The organism is Micromonospora chokoriensis, from assembly GCF_000718555.1.
In the GTDB taxonomy this organism is placed as follows: Bacteria; Actinomycetota; Actinomycetes; order Mycobacteriales; family Micromonosporaceae; genus Micromonospora; species Micromonospora chokoriensis_B.
Map to the genome: position 1 here is coordinate 239,217 of NZ_JOAN01000004.1, position 23,157 is coordinate 262,373.

Sequence of the window (23,157 nt, forward strand, 5' to 3'; positions counted from 1 at the left end):
GGGGAGGATGCCAGGGCTTACTACACAGCGCGGTCACGTACTTACCGGAGAGGTAAGGATGAACGTCGAAATGTGGGTACGGGCGTTGAAGGCCGCCCGAGCCGGTGCCGAGGTGTCCCAGGAGGCATTGGCGACGCTGACCAAGTGGAGTCCATCCACGGTGGCCGCCATCGAGACCGGCCGGCGTCGGCCGACCATGGAGTTCGCGGTCGCCGCCGACGAAGCCCTAGCCACCGGCGGCCTCCTCGCCGAACTCCTCAAGGCTGCCGACCAGGAATACGGCCCATCATGGTTCGTTCCCTGGCGCGGATACGAACAGCGGGCGACGCGCCTACGTGCCTTCGAGGCATGTCTTGTGCCCGGTCTCCTTCAGACCGAGGAGTACGCCCGTGCCGTCATCTCGGCGGGCGGGCTGCATCGGCCGGCGGTGGTTGACGAGCTCGTCGCGGTTCGTCTGGAACGCCAACTGGTGCTGTCCCGGGATTCGCCGCCAACGTGCGTCTTCCTGGTGGACGAGATGGGCCTCCACCGCCCGGTGGGTGGTCACGCCGTGCTCAACGCCCAACTCGGCCGACTGCTTGAGGTGGCGGATCTTCCGTCCGCCCGACTGCACGTCATTCCACTGAGCGTCGGGGAGCATGTCGGCTTTGGGGGCGGCTTCGTGTTCGCCGATCTGCCAGACGGGGACAGGGTGCTCTACCTGGAGAATGCCGCTCGAGGACACGTCATGGACGACCCGGAGACACTCCGGTTGATTGATCGCAAATGGGATAGCCTGCTCGGCGAAGCACTCTCTACAAGCGCCTCGATGGATCTGATCCGGAAGCTGAAGGTGACCCCATGACGATGATTGAGCCTCGCTGGCGCACGTCCACCCGGTCCACCGACTCCGGCGGTAACTGCGTCGAGGTGGCGGACAACCTGCCCGGCGTCGTCCTGGTTCGGGACAGCAAGGACCGCTCCGGCCCGACCCTCACCTTCGCTCCGGCCGCTTGGCGTGGCTTCATCGCCGACGCCGCCCAGGACCCCAGCCGACGCTCCAGTTAGCGGCGCGGTGTGACAGTGGCCAGCAGCTCCGGCAGGCGTCGGTCCAACACGTCGCCGGCCAGGTACGCGCCCAGCAGCGCCGCGCCAAGCCCGTATGCCGCGCCGACCGGCAGGGCCAGCCAGAGCCAGGCGTCACCGAGCAGCGCGGCGGCCACCACCATCGGCACCGCGGCGACCGCCGAGGCGAGCATGGCCAGCAGGGTGAGCAGCCCTTTCGCCAGGCCCGCGCCGCTGTTCATAGCGAACGGGTTGCTCGTCTCCGGAAGTGAGTACGCCCCGAGCACCGAGACCAGGCTGTTCACCGCCAACCCGGCACCGTAGGTGGCGACCAGGGCGCCGATGGTGAGCCCGATCCAACCCGGTCGGCTGAGCAGCAACGACAGCACCACCGCGACCACGCCCAGCATCGGCAGCACGTAGAGCGAGAATGCCGTCATCCGGGCCCGCAGCTCGACTCGACCGGGCACCCCGGCCACCACGTTCGCGGCGTACGCGCTGCCGTCGAAGCCGAACTGGTTGGCCAGGGTGACGGCGGCGAGCACGCCCACGAAGAGCATCGAGATGGTGACCACCACCGGTGAGCTGTCGCTGGTAGCGGCCGTCAACCCCTCGTCGTTCATGGCCGCGAAGTCCCCACCCGTAACGTTGATCAACACGGGCACGAAGATGCCGACCACCGCGATCGTGATCAGGTTGGCCCGGCGGCGAGCATCCCGCCACCAGTAACGGGCCTCCCGGGCGACCAGGGCACCGAATCGGTCCCGGCGGGCCCAGCCGGCGACCCGGGGAAACAGTTGGGCGACCGCGCCACCGGTGACGCCGCGCCGCACCGGGGCCTTACCGGCGCTCGCCGCACCCACCATCGCCGACTCAAGCGACCGGGACCACCAGGCCAGCAGGGCGCCGAGCGCCACCACCGTGATCAGCAACTTGACCGGTGCCGCCCACACCCGGCCCTGGGCCACGTCGATGCCGACGGTCCACGGAGCGCCGAGCGGCGTCCAACCGATCACGGTCGCCACGCCGGTCATTCGGGTCCAATCCGCCTCGCGCAGCGCGGCGAGGCCGAAGACCTGCAACGGGCCGATCAGCGCGGCGGTCACCGCCAGCAGCACGGCCGCCAGGTCGCGGACCCGTCGGGACCGCAACATGGTGGCGAAGGCGCTGGTCACCGCCCGGCTGGCGGCCACACAGAGCAGTATCCCGGCGAGCACACCCACGACGGCGAACAACCCCGCCGACCACCCGCCCAACGACCAGGCGGTCAGCACCAGCCCGGACGACGCGATGAGCACCGCAAGCACCGGCACACTGATCAGGGCCGCGACGAACAGGCCGGTCACCAACGTGCGCCGGGGCAGCGGCAGCAGCGCGAACCGGGCCGGGTCGAGTGTCTCGTCCACACCGAAGAAGACAAGTGGCAGTAGCAGCCAACCGACCACCAGCAGCCCGCCACCCGCCGCCGCGATCAGCACCGCGTACCGGCCGTTGCCGGCCAGGCCCGGCGCGGCGAAGAGGAAGAACCCGGCGGCGGCGAACCAGAGCCCGAGCAACGCGCCGCCGATGAACATGGCGATCCGCCAGCCCTGGCCCCGAAAGTTGTTGCCCATCACCCGCAGCTTGAGCCGCACGAAGTGTCGAGCGGAGACTGACCGTACCGGCGTGGCGGGGCTGACGTCCGCGCTCACTGGGAGAGCCACGACAGCTCCTCGCCGGTCGCGGTGCGCCCGCCGACCACCTCGACGAAGACCTGCTCCAACGAGCGACCGCCACGGACCTCGTCGATCGTGCCGACCCGCTTGATGGTGCCGCCAGCCAGGATCGCCACGTGCGAGCAGAGCCGCTCGACGACCTCCATCACGTGACTGGAGAACACCACCGTGCCGCCGCCAGCCGCGTAGCGGGTGAGGATGTCCCGGATCAGCGCGGCGGAGACCGGGTCGACCGCTTCGAACGGCTCGTCCAACACCAGCACCCGAGGGCCGTGCAGCAGCGCGCAGGCCAGACCGATCTTCTTCTTCATACCCGCCGAGTAGTCCACCACGAGCGTCCGGCCGGCGTCGCCGAGCGCCAGCACGTCCAGCAGCTCGGCCGCCCGCTGGTCGACCACCGCCGGGTCCATCCCCCGCAACAACCCGTTGTACGCCAGCAGCTCCGCGCCGGTCAGTCGGTCGAACAGGCGCACCCCGTCGGGCATCACGCCGAGCAGCCGCTTGGCGGTGACCGGGTCCTGCCAGACGTCGTGCCCGAGCACCCAGGCCGAGCCGGCGTCCGGCCGCAGGAGCCCGACCGCCATCGACAGGGTGGTGGTCTTGCCGGCGCCGTTCGGGCCGAGCAGGCCATAGAAGGAGCCGGCGGGGACGTCCAAGTCGACGCCGGCCACCGCGACCGTGCCGTCGAACCGCTTGGCCAGGCCACGCAGTGCGAGCGCGGGGTGCTCAACAGTCATGCGCCGACGTTATCCGTCGATCGCCAGTTCCGCCGTCCGGCGACGGGCGGACCAACGATCATCCTGGGGTCGTAGCGTCAGTACGTACTCCTGAAGTAGTGTTGAAGTTATGTCCATGCCCTTGGAATCCGTGCCGTTCTCGGAGCTGCTGCGTCAGCCGACCGAGACGGCGGATCGGCTCTCCCGCGCTCGCGCGGTCCGGCTGCGCCGACGGGACGCGGCAGACCTGGTGCTGATGTCCGCTGATCGGGCGGCGGCGGAGGGCGAGGTGGTGGATCTGACCACCCGGCTGCTCGCCAGCGTCGCCCGCCGGGATCCCACCCTGGTGCGTGAGTCCCTGCCCACCGTGCTGCCGTGGGTGCGCTTCCTCCCAGCAGAGGACCTTGAGCAGATGGCCAGCGAGTTCGTCGCGACGGCGGAGGCGGCCGCAGCGATGGGTAACACCGCAGCGGTCTCGCAGCTGCTCACCGAGTGGCGGCACACTGCCGAAATTCATGCTGACCCCGACCTGCACCGGGTCCTGGCCGCGCCGAGCTCCGACGATTTCGGGCCGGTGGCACGCCCGGCTGGCGAATGAACGCCAAGCGAGGCGACCGAGCGGCACCACCGCCCCACCCGGGCGGCTACAGCCTGCGATTCGCGACAAACGACGCGGCCAAGGGCTGGGAAGAGCTGTGCCGACAGGCTGCCGCCAATACTCGCGCCGCATTCGACGCCATTGAATCCAACCCCTGCCCGTCCCCGCCGACCAACCGACAACATCCACTCAAGGGTTCTCTCGCCACCGCCGGGCACAACGGGAAGACGCTGCCGCAGTGGCAGTACGAAGTCACCGCCGGCGGTCGCATCTGGTATCTACCCGACCACGACACTCGCACCTGTTGGATCAAGCATGCAGGCACGGGCCACCCCAAGATCTCCGACTGACAAACGTTGATCCTCTCCTCGTGCTCACTGCATGCGGAGGGCTTCCGGGGTGTGCAGGCGGAGCATGGTGGCGGCGACGTCGGCCGGGGCCCGGCGGCGGGTCGCCATCGACACCGCGACCATCACGGTGAACGCCAGTGGCACCGTCCAGGCGGCTGGCTGTGTGGTGAGCGTGGCCGGCCAGCCGGAGAGCGGTGGGCCGAGCACCGTGACCAGCACCGCGCCGATCGCCGCCCCGCCACCGACCAGCACTCCGGCGGCGGCGCCCAGGTCGGTCAGCCCTCGCCACCAGATGCCGAGCACCAGCAGCGGGCAGAAGCTCGACGCGGCGACCGCGAAGGCCAGCCCGACCACCTGCGACACGTCCAGTCCGGAGACGTGCAGCGCCAGCACCGTCGGCACGGCTCCGGCGATGACAGTGGCCAGCCGGAAGCCGCGTACCGAGCCACGGCCGAGCACGTCGGTCGAGATCACGCCGGCGACGCTGGTGAGCAGCCCGGACGAGGTGGAGAGGAAGGCCGCGAACGCGCCCGCCGAGACCAGCGCGGCGAGCAGCCGCCCGACCGTCCCGTCACCGAGGGCTGCGCCGGGCAGCAACACCACCACCGCGTCGGTCTGGCCGCTGACCAGCAGCTGCGGGGTGTAGATCCGGCCGAGCACCCCGTACAGGGTGGGCAGCAGATAGAAGGCGCCGACCAGGGCCAGCACGACCAGGGTGGTCCGGCGTGCCGCCGCGCCGTCCGGGTTGGTGTAGAAGCGGACCAGCACGTGCGGCAGACCCATGGTGCCCAGGAAGGTGGCGAGGATCAGCGAGTACGTGGCGAACAGCCCTCGGTCGTCGTCGCCTGCCGCGCTGGGCAGCAGCCAGTCGCCGGCTTCGGTGGCCACTCCGGAGACGTCCGGCACCGGGTCGCCGGCGGCGAAGGTCAGCTCGTCGCCGGGGCGTACCTCTCGGATGTTGCCGTCGGGCAGGGTGAGGGTCGCGCGGTGCTCGACCACGACGGTGGTCGCGGCCCGGAACGTCGGCCCGTCGGGCGGGGTCACCGCCGGGCGGCCGTCGGCCTGCCACTGCAGCGCCAGGAAGATCACCGGTACGGCGAGAGCGGTCAGCTTGAGCCAGTACTGGAACGCCTGCACGAAGGTGATCGCCCGCATTCCGCCCAGCGCCACGTTCGCGGTGACCACGGCGGCCACCAGCAGGGCACCGAGTGGGTACGGGGAGCCGGCCACCGTGGCCAGGGTCAGCCCGGCACCCTGGAGTTGCGGCACCAGGTACAGCCAACCGATGAAGATCACGAAGGCGGTGGCCAGGATGCGGAGTCGACGCGACCCCAGCCGAAGCTCGCAGAAGTCGGGCAGGGTGAACGCCCCGGAGCGGCGCAGCGGCGCGGCGACGAAGAGCAGTAGGGCCAGGTAGCCGGCGGCGAACCCGACCGGGTACCAGAGCACGTCCACGCCGTACTTGAGGACCAGCCCCGCGATGCCGAGGAAGCTGGCCGCCGACAGGTACTCCCCGCCGATCGCGGCGGCGTTCCACGTCGGACTGATCGCCCGGGACGCCACCAGGAAGTCGGACGTGGTCCGGGCCAACCGCAGCCCGTAGAAGCCGATCCCGACGGTGACCAGGGTGACCGCGACGATGGCCGGGACCACGAAGTCGTTGCCCACTCAGCGCTCCGGCCGTTGCACCAGGTCGGTGAAGTCCTGCTCGTTGCGCTCGGCCAACCGCACGTACGCCCAGCCCACCCCGATCAGGAATGGAAAGGAGGCCACCCCGAGCAGCAGCCACGGCAGGTTGACGCCGGCGACTGTGGTCCGGCCGAGCGACGGCGCGATCGCGAACAGCCAGGGCAGCCCGCCCAGGCCGATGGCCACCACCAGGGAGAGCCGAAGCGCCAACGCGAGTTGGGCTCGGACCAGACCGCGGACCAGCGCCTCGCCGACCTGGGTCTGCTGGGCCAACTCGGCGCGGGTCCGTTCGGCGCGGGTGTCCTGCCGGGTGATCTCGGCCAGCACGATCCGGGACCGCCGGGCCGGCGGCACCGCAACGCCTGACCCCACCTCCGGGAGTTGCTTGGCCACCCCGGCAGTCTCGCCCGCCGGGCGGGATTGTCAAGCGTTCGCGCTCACCAGCCTCGCAGACTGGCGGCATTGCGCACAGCGCCGGGCAGCGTTGTGCATAACCTGTGGAGAACGGTTCACGCCTGTGGATAACCCGGCGTCAACGCAGGCTGGCCTGTGTGAAATCCCGAGGCTCGTTGTGGACGAACGGCAGAGACATCTTCTGACCCGCCACCCGGAACCTTTCCTCCCGCCCAGGAGTGGGACAGGTGAAGAAGGGGGGTGACGGTGTCTGACGGTGATGCGATCTCCGAGCTGTACGCCGGCTGTTTCCGCCGCCTGGTGGTCCAGCTCTACGCGGTGACCGGAGACCTGAACGAGGCGCAGGAGGCCGTCCAGGAGGCGTTCACCCGGGCCTTGGTGGCACCTGGTCGGTTCACCGGCCTCGACAATCCGGAGGCATGGCTGCGCCGGGTCGCGGTGAACGTCGCCCGCAGTCGCTACCGCCGACGGCGGGTGCTGGACGGCCTGCTGCGTCGGATTGGCCCGCCGCCGACGGTCGCCGACCGTTCACCGGAGCATCTGGCGCTGCTAGCCGCCCTGCGTGACCTTCCCGAGGGTCAGCGGCACGCACTGGCCCTGCACTACCTGGTCGACCTGCCGATCGATGAGGTGGCGGCGACGCTCGGCGTTTCGCCGGGCACGGTGAAGTCCCGGTTGTCCCGGGGCCGGCAGGCGCTGGCGACGCTGCTCACCGATTCCGAGATCAGCGAGAGCATGAACATCGGGAGGATCGATGTCCGAACGTGAGTTCACCGGCTTCGACGTCGACACCATCGCCGACGCGATCCGCCAGCCACCTCTGGACGACATGCGAACGGCAGCGCGGGCCCGCCGTCGGCGGCGTACCAGCGGGGTGGCGCTTGTTCTGGCTATCGCCCTGGCCAGCGTGGCGATGCTGCCACTGTCCGGCAACACCGGCCGGGGTGGGTGGACCGGTCCGGACCAGCCGCCGGTCAAGCCGGACCGCGGCGGCGAGCTCTTCCTGACCGGGCCGGAGTCGGCCGTCATTGCGGGGGTGTGGGACGCCGACGAGGGTTGCTTCACCGTGCGCTTCCGGCACACCGAAGACGGCGGGCGGAGCTGGACCGATGACGAGCTGACCCGTTACCGCACCAGCCAATGCGGACAGGATGAACAGGGACGCCCGGTGAGCAACCCGGAGTTCTCGGTGCTGGGCCAGCGCTCCTACCTGGTCCGGGATGGCGACCAACTCCGGCTCTCCACCGACTACGGCCGCACCTGGCGGGACGCCGAGCAGGCCATGGTGACGGTGCCGTCCTTTCCGGCGAGGGCACAGCCGGTCTTCTGTCAGTGGGGCCGGGGCTGCGGGGCGCTACGTGAACCGTTGGCGGTCTCGTCGACGGGGACGGTGTACCGGCTCGGAGGCAAGCCGCCGTCGCCCTATCCGCCCGCGAGCATCTATCCGAGTGCGGACGGAACTATCTGGGCGACTTACTGGCCGGGTGACATCGGCGTCATGGTGGTCGCTCGGACCGTGGACCGGGGAGCCACCTGGACCACCTGGCAGCCGGCCGAGGGGGCGAACGTGATCGCGATAGCCGGGGTCAGCGCAGAGGAGGCGTACCTGTTGATCGCGCCGCCACCACCGGCCGGTGCCCAGCCGATGGAGGTCGAGGGCACGTCGCAGTTGCTGCGTACCACGGACGGCGGGCGAACCTGGGCGGACGTGGGCACCGACCTGCCCAACTCACTGGAGACGCGGTTCCTCGTGGTCGGCGCGGACGGATCCCTGCTACTCGTCGAAGCGGGAAACATGCAGCCGTCCAGCAACAGGTCCAAAGCCATGATCAGCGTGGATGCGGGGCGACACTTCACGACGGTCCGCGAGTACGACCGACGCGACGGGGGCGTCGGTGCTGCGCCCGGATCCGCCTGGCTCTACGGCCGGGACGACATGACGGTTGGCGGTGCGGACCACGTGCAGCTGACTGGCGACGGCACAGCCTGGACGCGCCTACCGCTCCCGGACTGAGCACCGCCGGACGTGCGGCGGGGCCGGTGGCACAGTGCCACCGGCCCCGCTACGTCGAACCGTCAGCTGGTCGGTACGACCAGGTCCACGGACATGCTGCCGCTGGCCGGTACGGAGAACCGCCCCAGCTTGCGGGTGCCGTCCGGCTGGGTCACCAGGTAGCGACCGTCGACCTGCTCCGCACCTAGGGAGGCGTTGTAGGTGAGGAAGATCCGCTGCGGTCCGTTGAGACGGATGCTGAACTTCCCGTCGGCGATCCAGCCGTTACCGGTGATGTCCCCGGTGTCGACGCTGTGGGCAAGGACCCAACCATCGGTGAAGGAGGTGCCGTCCGGCGTGCGGAAGGTCCCGGTCAACTCGACGCCCTTGCCGAGTTGGACGTCCTGGGTGGTGGCCGCACCGGCGGTGACGGTCACCGGGGTGGCGGTGAATCGGCTCGGCTTGTCGCCCGACCACTCGCGGGCGTACTGCTCGTCGCCGTAGATCAGCGGCCAGGCGTACGGCCCGAGCCGCCGGACCGTGTAGACGCCGTTCTCGTCGGTCGTCGCGTCGTGGGCGCCGACCCCCGGGTGGCTGGTCAGCGCGGATACGGCGATGTCCTCGATCGGCTTGCCGGTCGCCGCGTCGGTGACCGTGCCGGTGACGGTGCCCGCCCGGTCGATCCTGACCTGCGGACCCGTCGTCACCTGCCCGACGGTGGCGACGACGGTGACCGCCTGCCGCTCATCGCCGGTCCCACCGTCGCTGCCGACCCACTGGCGACCGTAGGCGTCGTCCTGTGGCACCGCGAAGAGCTTGTAGCTGCCGGCGGTGAGCGGTCCCACCTTGATCCGGCCGTTGCGGTCGCTGCACTCGCCGTAGCCGTCCCGAGCTGTTGCCTGCTTGGGCAGGAACGCGTCCAGGCAGACGCTCGACAGCGGCGTGCCCGTCTGCCGGTCGACGATTGTGGAGTTGATGACCGCGCCCGGCCGCAACTTCACGGTCAGCCGGGTCGTGGCCTGCGCATCGACACGTACCCGGGACAGGTCCCGCGGGAAGAAGAGCTTGTCGGGCGCGTACAGGCGAAGGTCGTGGCGACCCTGCGGCAGGCCGCTGATGATCAGCGTGCCGCTGCCGTTGCTGCACTGGTCGTCGTTACAGAAGTTGGTGACCGGGGCGCCGGTGACCGAGTTGACGGCGGAGATGGCGACCGAGCCGGTGGCCAGCAGACTGTCGGCGATGCTCGTCTGCCGCCCGCCCCGGATCTGAACGAGGTTGGCGTCTTCGGCGGTCAGCTTGCCGCGGTAGTACTGCTCCCGGCTGCTGGTGGAGAACTTCACCTGGTAGGAGCCCTGCAACAGGTGCGCGGTGAACTCACCGTTCGGGTCGGTCTCCCTCCAGGCGATGCCGCCGTTGTTGGCGGTACCGATGTTGACACTTGCCCTGTTGAGAGGCGCGCCAGCGGTGGTGGTGAAGCGGCCGGTGAGCACACCGACCGGCAGCACCGTTTCGTTCACCTCGGTCGTCTCGTCGCCCCTGACGTCGAAGACGCGCGCGCCTTCCTCGTCGAGCTTCCCCGGGACGTACTGGACCTGGTTCGAGCCCTCGATCGGGTTGAAGGTCACCCGGTAGCGGCCGGGCAGCGCGGGGATGGTGAACCTGCCATCCCCGTCGGTACGACCAATGGCGCGGCGGTACGTGTCGGTCTCGATGGCGTCGACGCTCAGGCCCGCCTTCGGGTTGCCGGCATCGTCGATGATCCGGCCAGCGATCGTGCCGGTGGCGAAGAGTTGCTCGTCGACAGTGGTGGTGGCACCAGCCGAGACGGTCACCGGGTCGGCGTCCGTTAGCTCCAACTTCTGGTGGTGGTACTGGTCGGGCTGTGGCCAGGGGACGAAGCCCACGACGTAGGAACCGGCGGTCAGCCCGTCGAAGGTGTAGTTGCCGTCGGCGTCGGTGTTGGTGGAGCCGATGCTTGAGTAATTTCCGGGCTTGTAGAGCTGCACGAAAACGTCTGCGGCGGCGGTGCCGGCGCTGGTGGTCAGTCGTCCGCTGACCGCCCCCGTGTCGGCGGCCTGGGCCGGGGTGGCACCGGGCAGCACGAGTGCCGCCACGATGGCGCCGGCCAGCAGGGCGCGGCGGGCTGGGTGTAGCTGCATCAATGTCCCAACGTGAGGGTGGTGGGGCAGCCTGAGCAGGCTCCGCCCGCACCGATCCGCTGCCCCGTAAGAAAATCGGCACCAGGAGAATAGGTCAGATCGTCCACATAAGACGGTGCGGGAGCGGTTACGCGCAGTGCGTTCGCGCTCTCGTCACTCCAGGCCGATCCGCTCCGGGCGGGCGGAGGCGGAGCCGAGCCAGGTGTGCGGGTTGCCATACCAGCACCAGCCGAGCTTGGGTGCGCCCTGGCTGATCCAGAGCGCCGGCACCCGCTTGTCGCCGCAGCGGGAGCCGACGAGCGAGAAGCACCGGTTGCTGGCCAGCGCAGCGGGGTGCAGCGTGATGAACGCGAGGCCCTCGTCGATGCTGAGTGGCAGTCGGCCCTGGGCAGTGATCCCCTCCATGGCTGTCGCCGGGGCCAGGTTGCGGAACTCCTCGCCCCGGTCGACGTCGAAGAGGAGGTACGCGGGCCCGGCCGGCACCTCCAACTCCTTGATCGGGTCGAAGCGGGGCAGGTCGTCCTCGGCGTAGTTCCGGTCGACGACGCCGGGCTTGCGCTTGCCGGCCAGCGTGGTGAGCTGCACCCGTTCCGGCACCCCGATCAGGTCCCGGGTGGTGACAAGCAGGAACGGCACGCGGGCGTCGGTGGGGGCGGACAGCCCGGCGGTGCCCTCGACCGCGCTGGCCCGCAGTGGCGCGACCAGGTCGCGGAAGGCGTTCTCGGTCAGCCCGGCGAGAGCGGGGTAGCCGAGTTGGATCAGTCGGTCGAGTTGACGGTCGAATTCGGTGTCGGCGTCGAACAAGGCTTCGGTCACGGCGGCCTCCCAGAAGTCGTACGGACTATCGTACGACGTACGGAAAGGGTCCTGGTATTCCCGACTCAACGACTCCAATCTTGCTTCGCGGCCCTGACCAGCTTGTCCTTCAGCTCCCGGGTGTGCCGCCGGCTCACCGGCAGCTCGGTGGAGTCGATCACCACGACGTAGCCGGAGTTGACCAGCCGCAGCTCCGCGATCAACTTCAACTGCACCAGGTACGACCGGTGCACTCGGACGAAACCGGCATCGGCCCAACGCTCCGCGAGCGTGGCCAGCGAGACCCGCACCAGATGCGACCCCTCGGCGGTGTGTAACCGGGCGTAGTCCCCCTGCGCCTCCACCCACCGCACCGCCGAGCGGGGCAGCATCCGCGTGGTGCCGGCCAACTCGATGGGGATTGTCGGGTCCTCCTCGGCGCGGGCCAGCGCCGCCGGGTGCGACGGCACCACCCGCGACCCGATCACCCGACGTAGCGACTCGGCCAGCCGATCGGCGCGAACCGGTTTCCGGACGTAGTCGGTGGCGCCCAGATCGAACGCGTCCACCGCGCCGTCGTCGTACGCGGTGACGAACACGATCGCCGGTGGTCGAGCGAAGCGCCGCAGCACCCGGGCCAGCTCCATGCCGTCCAGGCCGGGCATCCGGATGTCGAGGAAGACCACGTCCACGTCGCCGTCGCGCAGCAACCGCAGCGCCTCGGTGGCATCCCCGGCCGTGTGCAGCCGGGCCACCCGGGGGTCGGCCCGCAGGTGGTACGCCAACTCGTCGAGCGCGGGCGGCTCGTCGTCCACCGCCAGGACCCGCAGGAAACCGGTGGTCACGACCCGGCCCGTACGCCGGGGTGGAACTTCGGCACCCGCATGCTCACCTTCGTGCCCGAGCCCAGCCCGGTCTCCACGACCAGGCCGAACCGGTCGCCGAAGACCGACCGTAACCGCTCGTCGACGTTGGAGAGGCCGACGTGCTGGCCGTTGTCGTCAGCTGGGTCGCCGGTGCCGCGGGCCAGCTCGGCGATGCCGGCGGTCAGCGTGGTCGGATCCATTCCCACTCCGTCGTCCTCCACCGTGATGTGGCATTCGGCCCCCGCGTCCCGGGCCTCGATGCTCACCATGCCCGTGCCCGGCTTGCGGGACAACCCGTGGCGAACCGCGTTCTCCACCAACGGCTGGAGGCAGAGGAACGGCAGCGTCACCGGCAGCACCTCCGGGGCGATCTGCAACCGCACCTGCAACCGGTCGCCGAACCGGGCCCGCTCGATGGTCAGGTAGCGGTCGATCGACCGCAGCTCCTCGGCCAGCGTGGTGAACTCCCCGTGCGCCCGGAACGAGTACCTGGTGAACTCGGCGAACTCCAGGATCAGCTCCCGGGCCCGCTCCGGATCGGTGCGCACGAACGAGCCGATCGCGGTCAGCGCGTTGTAGATGAAGTGCGGGCTGATCTGCGCCCGCAGCGCGCGGATCTCGGCGCGGGCCAGCCGCTCCCGCGACGAGTCCAACTCGGCCAGGGCGAGCTGGTTGCCGGCCCAGTGCGCCGTCTCCAGGGTGGCCTGCACCAGCCCCGGGGGTGGTGGGCTGTCGGCGACTGCCACCAGCGCGCCGACCACCCGGCCGTCCGCCCCCAGCAACGGCGCGACCACCGCCCCTCGGATCGGGCAGTCGACCCGGTCGCAGTGCAGATCCTGCTCACCCAGCACCGTCGAGCGGCCGGTGTCCACCGTCCGCTGGGCCGCCGCGAGCAGTTGCTCCCCGTGGTGCGTGCCGCGCCCGTCGAGGGCCAACAGCCGGTCGGCGTCGGTGAGCGCCAGCCCGGCCGCGCCCACCAGAGCCCGCAGATGGCGTACGGCCTTCGCCGCGCCCGCCGCGCTCAGCCCCGCTCGCAGCGGCTCCGCGGCCAGGCCGGCGGCGTGCAGCACCTCGTAGGTGGCCCGCTGGGTGGCGGTGGCGATGCCACGGCGGGCCCGCAGCCGCAGCACCGCCAACAGGGCTGCGGTCAGCGCGGTGACGAGTGAGACGACGCCGACCACGGCGGAGAGGTTGGCAGCCACGCAGCGATCCTCGCCGCTGCGAGCCGGCGCGCCAACCCCCTAGTACGCGCCCTTGCGGGCGAGCACCACCCCGACGGTGCGCCACAGGATGCTCAGGTCGTACGCCAGTGACCAGTTGTCGACGTAGTAGAGGTCCAGTCGGACCGATTCGTCCCAGGACAGGTCGGAGCGGCCGGATACCTGCCACAGGCCGGTCATGCCGGGGCGGACCAGCAGACGGCGGCGGACGTCACCGAGGAAGTCACCGTCGTCGGCGGGCAGCGGGCGGGGCCCGACCAGCGACATCTCACCCCAGAGCACGTTGATCAGCTGCGGCAGCTCGTCCAGCGAGGTGGCCCGCAGGAACCGACCGACCGTGAAGACCCGAGGGTCCTCCTTCATCTTGAACAGCATGCCGTCGGTCTCGTTCCGGTCGACCAGGCTGGCCAGCCGATCCTCGGCGTCGACGTACATGGTCCGGAACTTCCACACCCGGAACGTGCGTCCCTCGTGCCCCACCCGGGGCTGGCGGAAGAAGACCGGCCCACGGTCGGAGATCCCGATCGCCACGGCGATGGCCAGGAAGAGCGGGATCAGCAGCAGCAGGCCGAGGCCCGCGGCGACCCGGTCCATCAGGTTCTTGGCCAGCAGCGCCGGCCCGGAGAGCGTCGGCTCCTCGACGTACAGCAGCGGCAGACCCTCGATCGGCCGGATGTGCACCCGGGGACCGGCGATGTCGGTGAGCTGCGGGGCGACCACCAGGTCGACGCCGGAGCCCTCCAGTTGCCAGGCCAGCCGGCGCAGCTCGCCCGGCTCGGCGCTGGCCGACCCGCAGACGGCGATGGTGTCCCCGCCGACCTCGCGGACCAGGGCCAGCACGTCGCGTCCGGCGTACACCGGAACCGGGGTCGGCATCCCGCGGGCCGCCGCGTACCCGTCGGTGATGTGGATGGCGACGGGCATCAGCCCGGCGTTCGGGTTGCGGGTGACCGCCGCGTAGACCTCCAGGCACTCCGGCAGGGTGCCGACCAGCACCATCCGATGCGCGGCCTGACCAGCCCGCCGACGGATGTAGTGCAACGCCCAACGGGCCACGAAACGGCCCCAGAGGATCAGCAGCGTCGCGCCGACCAGCGCGGTGCCCACGGTGAACCGGGACAGCTGAGTCACGGTGGAGAAGGCGAGGAAGGAGACGCTCGCGGCCACCGTCACCGAGGCTCGGATCACCCGCTTGAACTCGTCCGGGCCGAGCCCCAGGTAGCGCCGGTCGTACGCCCGGTTGCTCCAGAGAATGACCACCCAGCCGAGCGGCAGCAGCAGGTAGGAGATCGTGTGGAACCAGGTCGGGTCCTGCTTGGTGCCGGAGAACCCGGAGGCAGCCTGGTCGAAGAGTTGGATCGCGATCCAGCTGGCGAACGCCGCCGAGGCGAAGTCGAGCAACAGCAGGGTCGCGATGTAGGGCCGGTGCCAGCGGGACACACGACGTCGCGCCCTGGTCCACGCCGACCGGGGGACGCCGTTGTGTGACGGCGGCGTCGGCGGCTGGATCTCGAAGCTGTCGACGTGCCGCACGAGTCTGCTCCGGCCTTCGTTGGATACCGGGCGCTGGAGGCTTGCCGTCACCTCACCCATGTCCTCCCGCATGACACGAGCCGCTCACTCGGCGTGAGGACCCGGTCGCCCACCGTCCCAGTCTCCCACGTGGGCTCCGACCGGTCGCCGTCCCGAAGGAGATTCGCGACCGATGGTGCCGGCGGGATCTGGCCGGCTCCGCACCATTTCAGAAGCCGGGGACCGGGCCACTATACCGATGGATGCGCCCGTGGCGAGAACGGCGGACCGGAGCTTCCACTCAGTGAGGGCGATTCCGCTCTGTAGTCGTGGAGTGGAATTACTCACCGTACGAGACGGGACAACCGACGGTCAGCGAGTGGCTTTCCGCCGGTTTGGCAGGTCGCACAGTACTGAAGGCTGGAGTCGGCGAACGACACCTCACGTACGGTGTCGCCGCACACCGGGCAGGGCAGCCCGGTGCGGGCGTGCACCTTCAGCCCGGAGCGCTTCTCGCCCTTCAGCTCCGCGGCCCGCTGACCGAGGGACCGCTCGACCGCGTCGCCGAGAACCTGTCGGGTGGCGGCGTGCAGGGTGGCGATCTGGGCGTCGGTGAGCCGATCGGTGATCGCGAACGGGGACAGCTTCGCGGCGTGCAGGATCTCGTCCGAGTACGCGTTGCCCACCCCGGACAGCACCGACTGGTCGGTAAGCACCCCCTTGACCTGCCCCCGCCGGCTGCGCAGCCGCTCGGCGAAGGTGGGCAGGTCGGCGGCGAGCGCGTCCGGGCCCAGCTTGGCCACCCCGGGGACCGCCGCGAGGTCGGTGACCAGGTACGCGGCCAGCTTCTTCTGGGTGCCCGCCTCGGTGAGGTCGAAGCCGGAACCGTCATCCAGGCGTACGCGTACCGCGATCGGGCCCTTGCCTGGACGCAGCGGGGTGGTGGCGGGGAACGCCTCCCGGTAGTGCAGCCAGCCCGCCCGCGCCAAATGCACCACCAGGTGCAGGTCACCCTCGAAGAGCACGTCGAGGAACTTGCCGTGTCGACTGGCGTCGACCACCGCCCGACCGGCGACCTCGGTCGGAGCCGGCTCGTACGTCTTCAGGGCGCTGATCGCGGCGATCTCCAGCCGGTCGACACGCCGCCCCACCGCGCGCTGACGCAGGTAACCCGCGAGCGCCTCAACCTCCGGTAGTTCGGGCACCAGCCAACGGTAGCCTTCTTTCCCGTGAGAATCGTGGTGGCGCACAACCGGTACCGGGAAGCCCAGCCCTCCGGTGAGAACACGATCGTCGACTCGGAGATCGCTCAGCTCACCGCCGCTGGCGTCGAGGTGCTGCCGTTCATCCGCAGCTCGGACGAGATCCCGTCGATGTCGAAGGCGGCGAAGGCGCTGCTGCCGATCTCGCCGATCTGGGCTCCGCGCGCGCAGCACGACCTGAGCCGGCTGCTCACCGAGCACCGACCGGACGTTCTGCACCTGCACAACCCGTACCCCCTGATCTCGCCCTGGGTGGTGCGGACCGCGCACCGGCACGGCGTGCCGGTGGTGCAGACGGTGCACAACTACCGGCAGGTCTGCTCGTCGGGGATCTACTTCCGCGACGGCGTGATCTGTCAGGACTGCAAGGGCCGAGTGCTGGGCGTGCCGGCGATCAAGCACCGCTGCTACCGCGACTCGGCGGCGCAGAGCGCGCTGATGGCGACCACCCTGGCCGTGCACCGGGGCACCTGGCGCTCGGTGGATCGGTACATCGCGCTCACCTCGGCGATCGCCGACCACCTCCGCGACTACGGCATTCCGGACGAACGCATCGTGGTGAAGCCGAACTCCGTACCCGACCCGGGTCGGCCGGCGCCGCTCGGTGACGGGTTCCTCTACATGGCCCGGCTCTCCCCGGAGAAGGGCGTCGACCTGCTGCTGGACGCCTGGCGTCGGCACCCGGTGGGCTCACTGGGCACGCTGCGGGTGGCCGGCGACGGTGAGCTGCGCCCACTCGTGGAGGCGGCCGCCGCCGAGCGACCCGACGTGGTCTACCTCGGTCAGCTCGACCGGGCCGGCGTGCAGGCCGCGGTCGAGGCGAGCGCGGTCGTGATCGCCGCCGCCATGTGGCACGACGTGCTTCCCACCGTGATCATCGAGGCGTTGGCGAACGGCCGGCCGGTGCTCGGTACGGCGTTGGGCGGCATCCCGTACCTGGTCGGGGCCGACGCCCCGCACGAGCCAGCCGGCACCGGGCCCGCCGAGAACGCCTCCGCGGTCGCCGGGGGTGGCGGGGCACCCATGCCGGCGGGGATCGGCCTGGGCGAGGCCGGTTGGGTGGTCGCCCCGGAGCCGGCCGCGCTCGCGGCCGCCCTGCCGGTGGCCCGCGCCGGCGCGGTCGGGCTGACCCTGGCCGCCCGCGCCCGCTACGAGCGCACCTTCCACCCCGACGTGGTCACCAAGCGGCTCATCGACATCTACGCGGGCCTGGCCCGCACCCCCAACCACGTCTGACCTACCCCGCCCTGCCCCCAGGCGCCCTTGTCCTGGTCCGCCCGCGACCCCGCGAGAGCAAGATCGTTAGACGGAGTGATTATTCGTCAACCCCGTGCTGCTGCGTCGATCATGGAGTTGTGGTGGGTGACAAAGTGCCCGCATCATGCCAAGCCGGGCACCACAACTCCTTGATCGACGAGGGCGGGCCGGCCCTGCCCCGCGATCTTGCACTGGTGTTGAGGGGTGGCCCGGCGTGGGTGTGGGTCAGCGCAGCGAGGCGCGGGCCGAGAAGGCGATGCTCGCCAGCAGGAAGCCGCCGTTGACGATCGTGAAGGCGATCATCACCCAGAGGACCAGCGCGGGGGCCACGGCGAGCACCAGGGCGGCCACGAAGATCACCGCGCCGTAGTCGCGGACCAGCTTCACCAGGCGTACCGGCAGTGAGGTCGAGGTGACCATGCTGGCCGCGTTCGGGCCGGCCTGCATCACCGACGTCACCAGGTTGACCATCCAGGTGCCCGCGAAGGTCGCCACGAACCAGGTCGGCGTGGACGGCTCCTGCGCCACGGCGGTGGCGGCCAACGCTGCCACCAGGGCGATCTGCGCAGCTACGTCGCAGAGCACGTCGACGCGGGCGCCGGACGCGCTGCCCTGGCCGGTCACCCGGGCGAGCTGCCCGTCGGCGCAGTCCAGGGAGTACGCCACCTGCCAGCCGATCAGGGCGAGCAGGCCGACCACCCAGGCCGGTACGTCCCCGGCGGCGACCGGGCCGGCGAGCGCCACCACGGCGACCGAGGTGGCCAGCCCGAGCACCAGGTTGGCGATGGACAACGCGGTGGGGCGCAGCCCGAGCCGCTGGGCGACGAGCGCGAAGACGGCCCCCAGCCACTGGCTGATCGACTCGCTGAACAGGCCGCCGCCCCGGTTCACCCGGTGGAAGTCGGCGATGGTGGGACGGGGGTCAGCCAAGCTGGTCTCGGATTGCACCGGCGTAGTCTGCCAGCCGCTCCCGGGTCTCGGTAGGCGACAGCGCCAGGTGTTCGAGGATGGTGTAGCGGTCCGGCCGGGTACGCGGCGCGAACTGCACCGCCTCGATGAACTGGTCGTCGGTGAGGGCTACCTCGGCCGGGAGTCGGGGCAGACCGTGCCGGGCGAGGCAGGCCGACATCTCGCCGAAGCGGCGGAGGTCTCCGCGCAGCCAGGTGCAGAACAGCGCTCCGAGCCCAGCCAGCTCGCCGTGCGAGGCGGTGCCGGGGAAGAGCGCGTCGACCGCGTGCATGATCTCGTGGCAGCCGCCACTGCACGGACGGCTGGTGCCCTCGACCGCCATCGCCAGGCCGCTGGAGATCAACGCCTCGGCGAGGACGATGACGAAGGCGTCGTCGCTCATGTCGCCCGGGTGGTTGAGCACCGCCTCGGCGCCCGCTCGGGAGAGTGAGGCGGCCAGCCCGTCGACCCGCTCACCGCGTACCTGCCGGGACAGCTCCCAGTCGGCCAGGGCGCTGATGTTGCTGATCACGTCGCCGATGCCGGCCCGGTTGTGCCGATCCGGGCCGCTCTCCACGAAGTCCAGGTCGACGATCACCCCGATCGGGATGTGCACGCCGTAGGAGCCCTTGATCCCGTCGGTGATCAGGCTGGCCACCGGGGAGGCGATCCCGTCGTTGGCGAGGCTGGTCGCCACCGACACCATCGGCAGCCCTCGGCGCGTGGCCGCGTACTTGGCGACGTCTATCGTCTTGCCGCCGCCGATCCCGACGACCGCGTCGTAGGAGCGGGTGCGGAGCTTGCCGCCCAGGTCGTCGGCGGCGTCAAGCGTCCCACCGGAGACGGTGAACACGTCCGCCGAGCGCAGCGACGGTCGGATCAGCTCAGCGATCTGGGCACCCTGACCCGGGCCGACCACCACCGCGACGTCACCGCCGGAGGAGATCCGCCCGTCGGCCAGGATCGCGCCAAGGTCGGCGACGGCCCCGCGTCGTACGTCGATGTGCAGCGGGGTGAGGACGCTGCGAGCTAGTAGCGGCACGCGATCTCCCGCGCGCGGGCCAGGTCGGCGTGGTTGTCGACCTCGACCCACGGGACGTCACCGATCGGTGCCGCCCGCACCTCCCCGCCCCGCTCGGCGAACTCCTGGTAGCCGTCCTCGTAGTAGAGGTTCGGGTCCCGTCGCCAGGTCGCCTCGAGCGCGTCGGCGAGGGCGTCGGCGACCTGCGGCTCGATGAGCGTCGCGCCGATGTACTCCCCGTACGCCTCGCCCGGGTCCATCAGCTTGGTGATCCGGGTGAGCTGGCCGGCGGCGTCGAAGGTGGTCTTCATCTCCTCCTCGGCGAGCGGCTTGAGCGTGTCCACGGCGAGCAGGATGCCCGGCCCACGCTCGGCGAGCAGGGTCTTCTCCACGCTGACCGGGTGCACGGTGTCACCGTTGACCAGCAGCACCCCGCGGGCGAAGTACTCCCGGGCGAGCCAGAGGGAGTAGGCGTTGTTCCACTCCTCGGCCTTGTCGTTGTGCACCAGGGTGAGCGTGACCCCGTACCGCTTCTCCAGGTCGGCCTGCCGCTCGCGGACCGCGTCCGCGGCGTAGCCGACGACGATCACGATGTCGGTGAGCCCGACCTCGGCGAGGTTGCCCAGCGCGATGTCCAGGATCGTGGTCTCGCCGTCCACCGGCACCAACGCCTTGGGCAGGGTGTCGGTGTACGGGCGCAGCCGTCGTCCCGCTCCGGCCGCGAGCACCATTCCGATCATCGCGACATCCTCCCTCGTCCTGCTCCCCGTCACCGCTGGAGGATAGCGCCGGCCGGGTGTGCCGCTCCGGCCAACCGGGTCAGCCGGGCAACGCCGCCCGCAAGATGGCGTTCAGAGCCCGATCGACCGCAGGACGGCGAAGCCCTCCTCCGCGATCCGCCGGATCAGCCCGTCGTTGACGTCGCGGTGCTCGTCCAGCAGGGTCACCTCGTGCTCGGCGAGCCAGCGGTACTCGGTGTGCTTACCGGCCTCCAGCGTCGGGCGGTCGAGGTCACCGTCGACGCGGACCAGAAAGTCGTGTTCGGTCCGGGCCAGGCCGTCGTCGCCGACGTAGCTGTACTCGCCGACCTGGCCCAGGACGTGCGAGAGGACCCAGCCGGTCTCCTCGGTGATCTCCCGGCTCAGTGCCTCGTCGATGTCCTCGCCCGGCTCCAGGTGGCCGCCGACGATGTCCCAACAGTTGGGAAAGAGCCGTCGGTGCGGTGAGCGGCGTTGAAAGAAGATGCGGCCGTCGTGGTCGACGATCAGCGCGCCGGCGCAGCGCAGGGGCTCGGTGGACACCGTCCGACAGTAGCCAGCGTCCGCAGCATGTGCGATGCCGCTCTTGTCCCGGAAACATCCACCGACCACCATGTCCGTACCGAATGCCACCGTCCCAAAGGGGTGATGCGTGATGCAGGTACGGGATGCGATGTCCAGCCAGGTCCTCGTCGTCGGTCCGGAGCACACGCTCCGCCAGGCGGCCCGGATGATGTCGGCCCGCGGTGTCGGGTCGGCGGTCGTGATCGACCCGGATTCCGAGGGCGTCGGGATCATGACCGAACGCGACGTGTTGAAGGCCATCGGCGCCGGCCTGGACTGCGACGTGGAACGCACTGGTGCCCACCTCACCTGGGACGTGGTCTACGCGGGGCCGGAATGGACGGTGGCCGAGGCTGCCGCCGCGATGGCCCGGGGCGGGTTCCGGCACCTGGTGGTGCTGGACGGCCGGGAGGTGGCCGGCGTGATCTCCGTCCGGGACATCATGCGGGTCTGGTCGGAGAGTCAGGCGGTCGCCACTACCTGACCGGGCACAGGTGTGTCGATCAGGACGGGCGGGTAGACATCCCTCGCGGGCGCGGAGATGCCGTGGCCCGTGGGGGAGGTCCCGATGCGCGACGCGGAGCGGCTGGTCGAGCAGCAGTACGCCATGCTCCTGCGCCGGGACGTGGCCCGGCTGCCGGACCTCTACGCCCCGGAGGCGTTCTACTCCATGCCGGGTGTGACGGTCCGTCCGATCGAGCTGCCCGCGCTCCTGCGCACCTGGACCGGTGCCTTCGGAGATCTGCGCGTCGACCCGATGGGCGTGGTCCGCACCGGTGGTGGCGCTGCTGTCGAGGTGCGTCTGACCGGCACCCACACCGGCACTCTGCATTCGCCGTACGGCACCGTCGCGCCGACCGGCCGCCTGGTGAGCTGGGAGGTGGCCGACGTGGTCCGGGCCCGCAAGGGTCGGATCACCGCCTGGCGCTCCTACTTCGACTGGAGCCAGCTCCTGGACGCGCTCGGCGTGCAGCTGGAGGGACTTTCCCGGGCGGCGCACCACGACGCGCTCGCCCTTCCGGTCTGATCTGTCGCCGACTGGGGCAGTGGGGTCACCCGACCCGGTGGCTCAGGATGCGGACATCGCCGTGCCGTCCGCGCGTTGCCCGCCGCCGCCCGTACGCTCAACATCCATGACCGCCGAGCAGTTGATCTCCTTTGCCCGTGGGGCTCCCTCGCTGGACATCGTCGATGTCGAGGGGCTCAAGGCCGCCGCCGTCCGCGCCTTCGACGCCGACCCTGCGGGGGTAACGGCGTACGGCACCTCCGTCGGTTACCTTCCGCTGCGGAAATGGATCGCCGAGAAGCACGGGGTCGAGGCAGACCAGGTGCTTGTCACCAACGGGTCGCTCCAGGCCGACGCGTTCCTCTTCGACCACCTGGTGCGCCCCGGCGACGCGGTGGTGGTGGAACGCCCGACGTACGACCGGACGCTGCTCAACCTCCAGCGGATGGGCAGCGAGCTGCATGGCATCTCGGTGCAGCCGGATGGCCTGGACACTGCCGAGCTGCGCAAGCTGCTGGAGTCCGGGGTCCGGCCCCGGCTCGCCCACGTCATCCCGAACTACCAGAACCCGGCCGGCATGACGCTGTCGCTGGAGAAGCGCCGGGAGCTGCTCGACCTGGCCGCCGAGTACGAGTTCACGATCTTCGAGGACGACCCGTACGCGGACATCCGCTTCCGTGGCGAGGCGCTGCCGTCGATGCTCTCGCTGGACACCCGCAACGTGGTGGTCCACGCGTCGAGCTTCACCAAGACGGTCTGCCCGGGTGTGCGGGTCGGTTACCTGGTCGGCCCGGCCGACCTGATCGCCTCCATCGCGAAGAACGCGACGAGCCTCTACATCTCCCCGGGGATGGTGTCCCAGGCGATCGTGCACCAGTTCTGCGTCTCGGGTGACATCGACCGCTCGATCGAGACGGTCCGGGCGGCACTGGGCGAGCGGGCCCGCGTGCTCGCCGAGTCGTTGCGCCGGCACCTGCCGCAGGCGCGGTTCGTGGAGCCCGACGGTGGCTACTTCCTCTGGGTGGAGTTCCCGGAGGACGTGCTCGTCGATCGGCTCGCCCCGGCGGCCGCCGAGCGCGGGGTCGCCGTGGTCAAGGGCAGCGACTTCGTGTTGGACGGCGGGCGGCACGCTCTCCGGCTGGCCTTCTCGGCGGTGACCGCCGACCGGATCGACGAGGGTGTCCGGCGGCTCGCGGAGGCCGTCGAGGCAGTTCGTAGCTGATTCATCTGTCGGGTTCCTGACAGAACGACGATGCCGGCCGCCCCAGGG

Annotated in this window: 24 protein-coding genes; 10 read left to right on the top strand and 14 right to left on the bottom strand. The window is 70.5% G+C overall.

Annotation, left to right across the window (positions count from 1 at the left end; all coding sequences use genetic code 11):
* Window positions 1-58: 58 nt before the first annotated feature.
* Together IF46_RS0108570 and IF46_RS0108575 are read left to right on the top strand one after the other, a co-directional pair.
* A complete protein-coding gene (locus tag IF46_RS0108570; RefSeq protein ID WP_030487753.1) occupies window positions 59-844 on the top strand; it encodes a helix-turn-helix domain-containing protein in 786 nt (261 codons plus the stop codon).
* Window positions 841-1,047 (top strand): DUF397 domain-containing protein, encoded by a 207-nt coding sequence (locus tag IF46_RS0108575; protein ID WP_030487754.1) that lies wholly within the window; start codon window positions 841-843, stop codon window positions 1,045-1,047. Before IF46_RS0108570 ends, IF46_RS0108575 begins: the two co-directional genes overlap by 4 nt.
* On the opposite strand, the gene IF46_RS0108580 is transcribed toward IF46_RS0108575, so the two are convergent.
* A complete protein-coding gene (locus IF46_RS0108580; RefSeq protein WP_232233970.1) occupies window positions 1,044-2,747 on the bottom strand; it encodes an ABC transporter permease in 1,704 nt (567 codons plus the stop codon). The two genes, IF46_RS0108575 and IF46_RS0108580, sit on opposite strands and share 4 nt — an antisense overlap.
* Window positions 2,732-3,496 (bottom strand): ABC transporter ATP-binding protein, encoded by a 765-nt coding sequence (locus IF46_RS0108585; protein WP_030487756.1) that lies wholly within the window; start codon window positions 3,494-3,496, stop codon window positions 2,732-2,734. Before IF46_RS0108585 ends, IF46_RS0108580 begins: the two co-directional genes overlap by 16 nt.
* 109 nt (window positions 3,497-3,605) lie before the next feature.
* Between IF46_RS0108585 and IF46_RS0108590 the strand changes: the two genes are divergently transcribed.
* Together IF46_RS0108590 and IF46_RS0108595 are read left to right on the top strand one after the other, a co-directional pair.
* The gene (locus IF46_RS0108590; protein ID WP_030487757.1) at window positions 3,606-4,073 is read left to right on the top strand and encodes a hypothetical protein; all 468 of its coding nucleotides are present in this window, start codon (window positions 3,606-3,608) and stop codon (window positions 4,071-4,073) included.
* Window positions 4,070-4,423: a hypothetical protein gene (locus IF46_RS0108595; RefSeq protein ID WP_030487758.1), complete on the top strand. Its 354-nt coding sequence runs from the start codon at window positions 4,070-4,072 to the stop codon at window positions 4,421-4,423. Before IF46_RS0108590 ends, IF46_RS0108595 begins: the two co-directional genes overlap by 4 nt.
* Window positions 4,424-4,447: 24 nt before the next feature.
* On the opposite strand, the gene IF46_RS0108600 is transcribed toward IF46_RS0108595, so the two are convergent.
* Together IF46_RS0108600 and IF46_RS0108605 are read right to left on the bottom strand one after the other, a co-directional pair.
* Entirely contained in the window at window positions 4,448-6,091 is a 1,644-nt protein-coding gene (locus IF46_RS0108600; protein ID WP_030487759.1) for a cation acetate symporter, read from the bottom strand.
* Window positions 6,092-6,505, bottom strand: a complete 414-nt coding sequence (locus IF46_RS0108605) for a hypothetical protein (protein WP_232233971.1) — start codon at window positions 6,503-6,505, stop codon at window positions 6,092-6,094.
* Window positions 6,506-6,772: 267 nt separating this feature from the next.
* On the opposite strand from IF46_RS0108605, the gene IF46_RS0108610 reads away from it, so the two are divergent.
* Both IF46_RS0108610 and IF46_RS0108615 read left to right on the top strand, forming a co-directional pair.
* A complete protein-coding gene (locus tag IF46_RS0108610; RefSeq protein WP_036391469.1) occupies window positions 6,773-7,294 on the top strand; it encodes an RNA polymerase sigma factor in 522 nt (173 codons plus the stop codon).
* Window positions 7,281-8,540, top strand: a complete 1,260-nt coding sequence (locus IF46_RS0108615) for a WD40/YVTN/BNR-like repeat-containing protein (RefSeq protein ID WP_030487762.1) — start codon at window positions 7,281-7,283, stop codon at window positions 8,538-8,540. Before IF46_RS0108610 ends, IF46_RS0108615 begins: the two co-directional genes overlap by 14 nt.
* A 62-nt stretch (window positions 8,541-8,602) precedes the next feature.
* On the opposite strand, the gene IF46_RS0108620 is transcribed toward IF46_RS0108615, so the two are convergent.
* The 6 genes from IF46_RS0108620 to IF46_RS0108645 all read right to left on the bottom strand — a co-directional run bounded on the left by IF46_RS0108620 (window position 8,603) and on the right by IF46_RS0108645 (window position 16,276).
* Entirely contained in the window at window positions 8,603-10,678 is a 2,076-nt protein-coding gene (locus IF46_RS0108620) for a carboxypeptidase regulatory-like domain-containing protein (protein WP_030487763.1), read from the bottom strand.
* Window positions 10,679-10,831: 153 nt separating this feature from the next.
* Window positions 10,832-11,494: a DUF5701 family protein gene (locus IF46_RS0108625; RefSeq protein WP_030487764.1), complete on the bottom strand. Its 663-nt coding sequence runs from the start codon at window positions 11,492-11,494 to the stop codon at window positions 10,832-10,834.
* A gap of 65 nt (window positions 11,495-11,559) precedes the next feature.
* On the bottom strand, window positions 11,560-12,318 hold the full coding sequence (locus tag IF46_RS0108630) for a LytR/AlgR family response regulator transcription factor (RefSeq protein ID WP_030487765.1): 759 nt from the start codon (window positions 12,316-12,318) through the stop codon (window positions 11,560-11,562).
* A complete protein-coding gene (locus IF46_RS0108635) occupies window positions 12,315-13,541 on the bottom strand; it encodes a sensor histidine kinase (protein WP_030487766.1) in 1,227 nt (408 codons plus the stop codon). The genes IF46_RS0108630 and IF46_RS0108635 overlap by 4 nt, the downstream gene beginning before the upstream one ends.
* 39 nt (window positions 13,542-13,580) lie before the next feature.
* Window positions 13,581-15,152: a sugar transferase gene (locus IF46_RS0108640; RefSeq protein ID WP_030487767.1), complete on the bottom strand. Its 1,572-nt coding sequence runs from the start codon at window positions 15,150-15,152 to the stop codon at window positions 13,581-13,583.
* A gap of 263 nt (window positions 15,153-15,415) precedes the next feature.
* Window positions 15,416-16,276, bottom strand: coding sequence for an Fpg/Nei family DNA glycosylase (locus IF46_RS0108645; protein ID WP_030487768.1), 861 nt, complete (start codon window positions 16,274-16,276; stop codon window positions 15,416-15,418).
* A gap of 24 nt (window positions 16,277-16,300) precedes the next feature.
* Between IF46_RS0108645 and IF46_RS0108650 the strand changes: the two genes are divergently transcribed.
* On the top strand, window positions 16,301-17,569 hold the full coding sequence (locus tag IF46_RS0108650; protein WP_030487769.1) for a glycosyltransferase: 1,269 nt from the start codon (window positions 16,301-16,303) through the stop codon (window positions 17,567-17,569).
* A gap of 246 nt (window positions 17,570-17,815) precedes the next feature.
* Here the strand turns inward: IF46_RS0108650 and IF46_RS0108655 are convergent, their stop codons facing one another.
* The 4 genes from IF46_RS0108655 to IF46_RS0108670 all read right to left on the bottom strand — a co-directional run bounded on the left by IF46_RS0108655 (window position 17,816) and on the right by IF46_RS0108670 (window position 20,860).
* Complete coding sequence (locus IF46_RS0108655; protein WP_030487770.1) at window positions 17,816-18,538, bottom strand: CDP-alcohol phosphatidyltransferase family protein; 723 nt, start codon at window positions 18,536-18,538, stop codon at window positions 17,816-17,818.
* Complete coding sequence (locus IF46_RS0108660; protein WP_030487771.1) at window positions 18,513-19,580, bottom strand: iron-containing alcohol dehydrogenase family protein; 1,068 nt, start codon at window positions 19,578-19,580, stop codon at window positions 18,513-18,515. Before IF46_RS0108660 ends, IF46_RS0108655 begins: the two co-directional genes overlap by 26 nt.
* Window positions 19,568-20,299: a sugar phosphate nucleotidyltransferase gene (locus tag IF46_RS0108665; protein WP_030487772.1), complete on the bottom strand. Its 732-nt coding sequence runs from the start codon at window positions 20,297-20,299 to the stop codon at window positions 19,568-19,570. The genes IF46_RS0108660 and IF46_RS0108665 overlap by 13 nt, the downstream gene beginning before the upstream one ends.
* A 111-nt stretch (window positions 20,300-20,410) precedes the next feature.
* A complete protein-coding gene (locus tag IF46_RS0108670) occupies window positions 20,411-20,860 on the bottom strand; it encodes an NUDIX hydrolase (protein WP_030487773.1) in 450 nt (149 codons plus the stop codon).
* Window positions 20,861-20,972: 112 nt separating this feature from the next.
* Here IF46_RS0108670 and IF46_RS0108675 point away from each other — a divergent pair, with 112 nt between their 5' ends.
* The 3 genes from IF46_RS0108675 to IF46_RS0108685 all read left to right on the top strand — a co-directional run bounded on the left by IF46_RS0108675 (window position 20,973) and on the right by IF46_RS0108685 (window position 23,109).
* The gene (locus IF46_RS0108675) at window positions 20,973-21,365 is read left to right on the top strand and encodes a cyclic nucleotide-binding/CBS domain-containing protein (RefSeq protein WP_030487774.1); all 393 of its coding nucleotides are present in this window, start codon (window positions 20,973-20,975) and stop codon (window positions 21,363-21,365) included.
* 84 nt (window positions 21,366-21,449) lie between these two features.
* Window positions 21,450-21,908, top strand: coding sequence for an ester cyclase (locus IF46_RS0108680; protein WP_030487775.1), 459 nt, complete (start codon window positions 21,450-21,452; stop codon window positions 21,906-21,908).
* Window positions 21,909-22,014: 106 nt separating this feature from the next.
* Entirely contained in the window at window positions 22,015-23,109 is a 1,095-nt protein-coding gene (locus IF46_RS0108685) for a PLP-dependent aminotransferase family protein (RefSeq protein WP_030487776.1), read from the top strand.
* The last annotated feature ends 48 nt before the right edge of the window (window positions 23,110-23,157 follow it).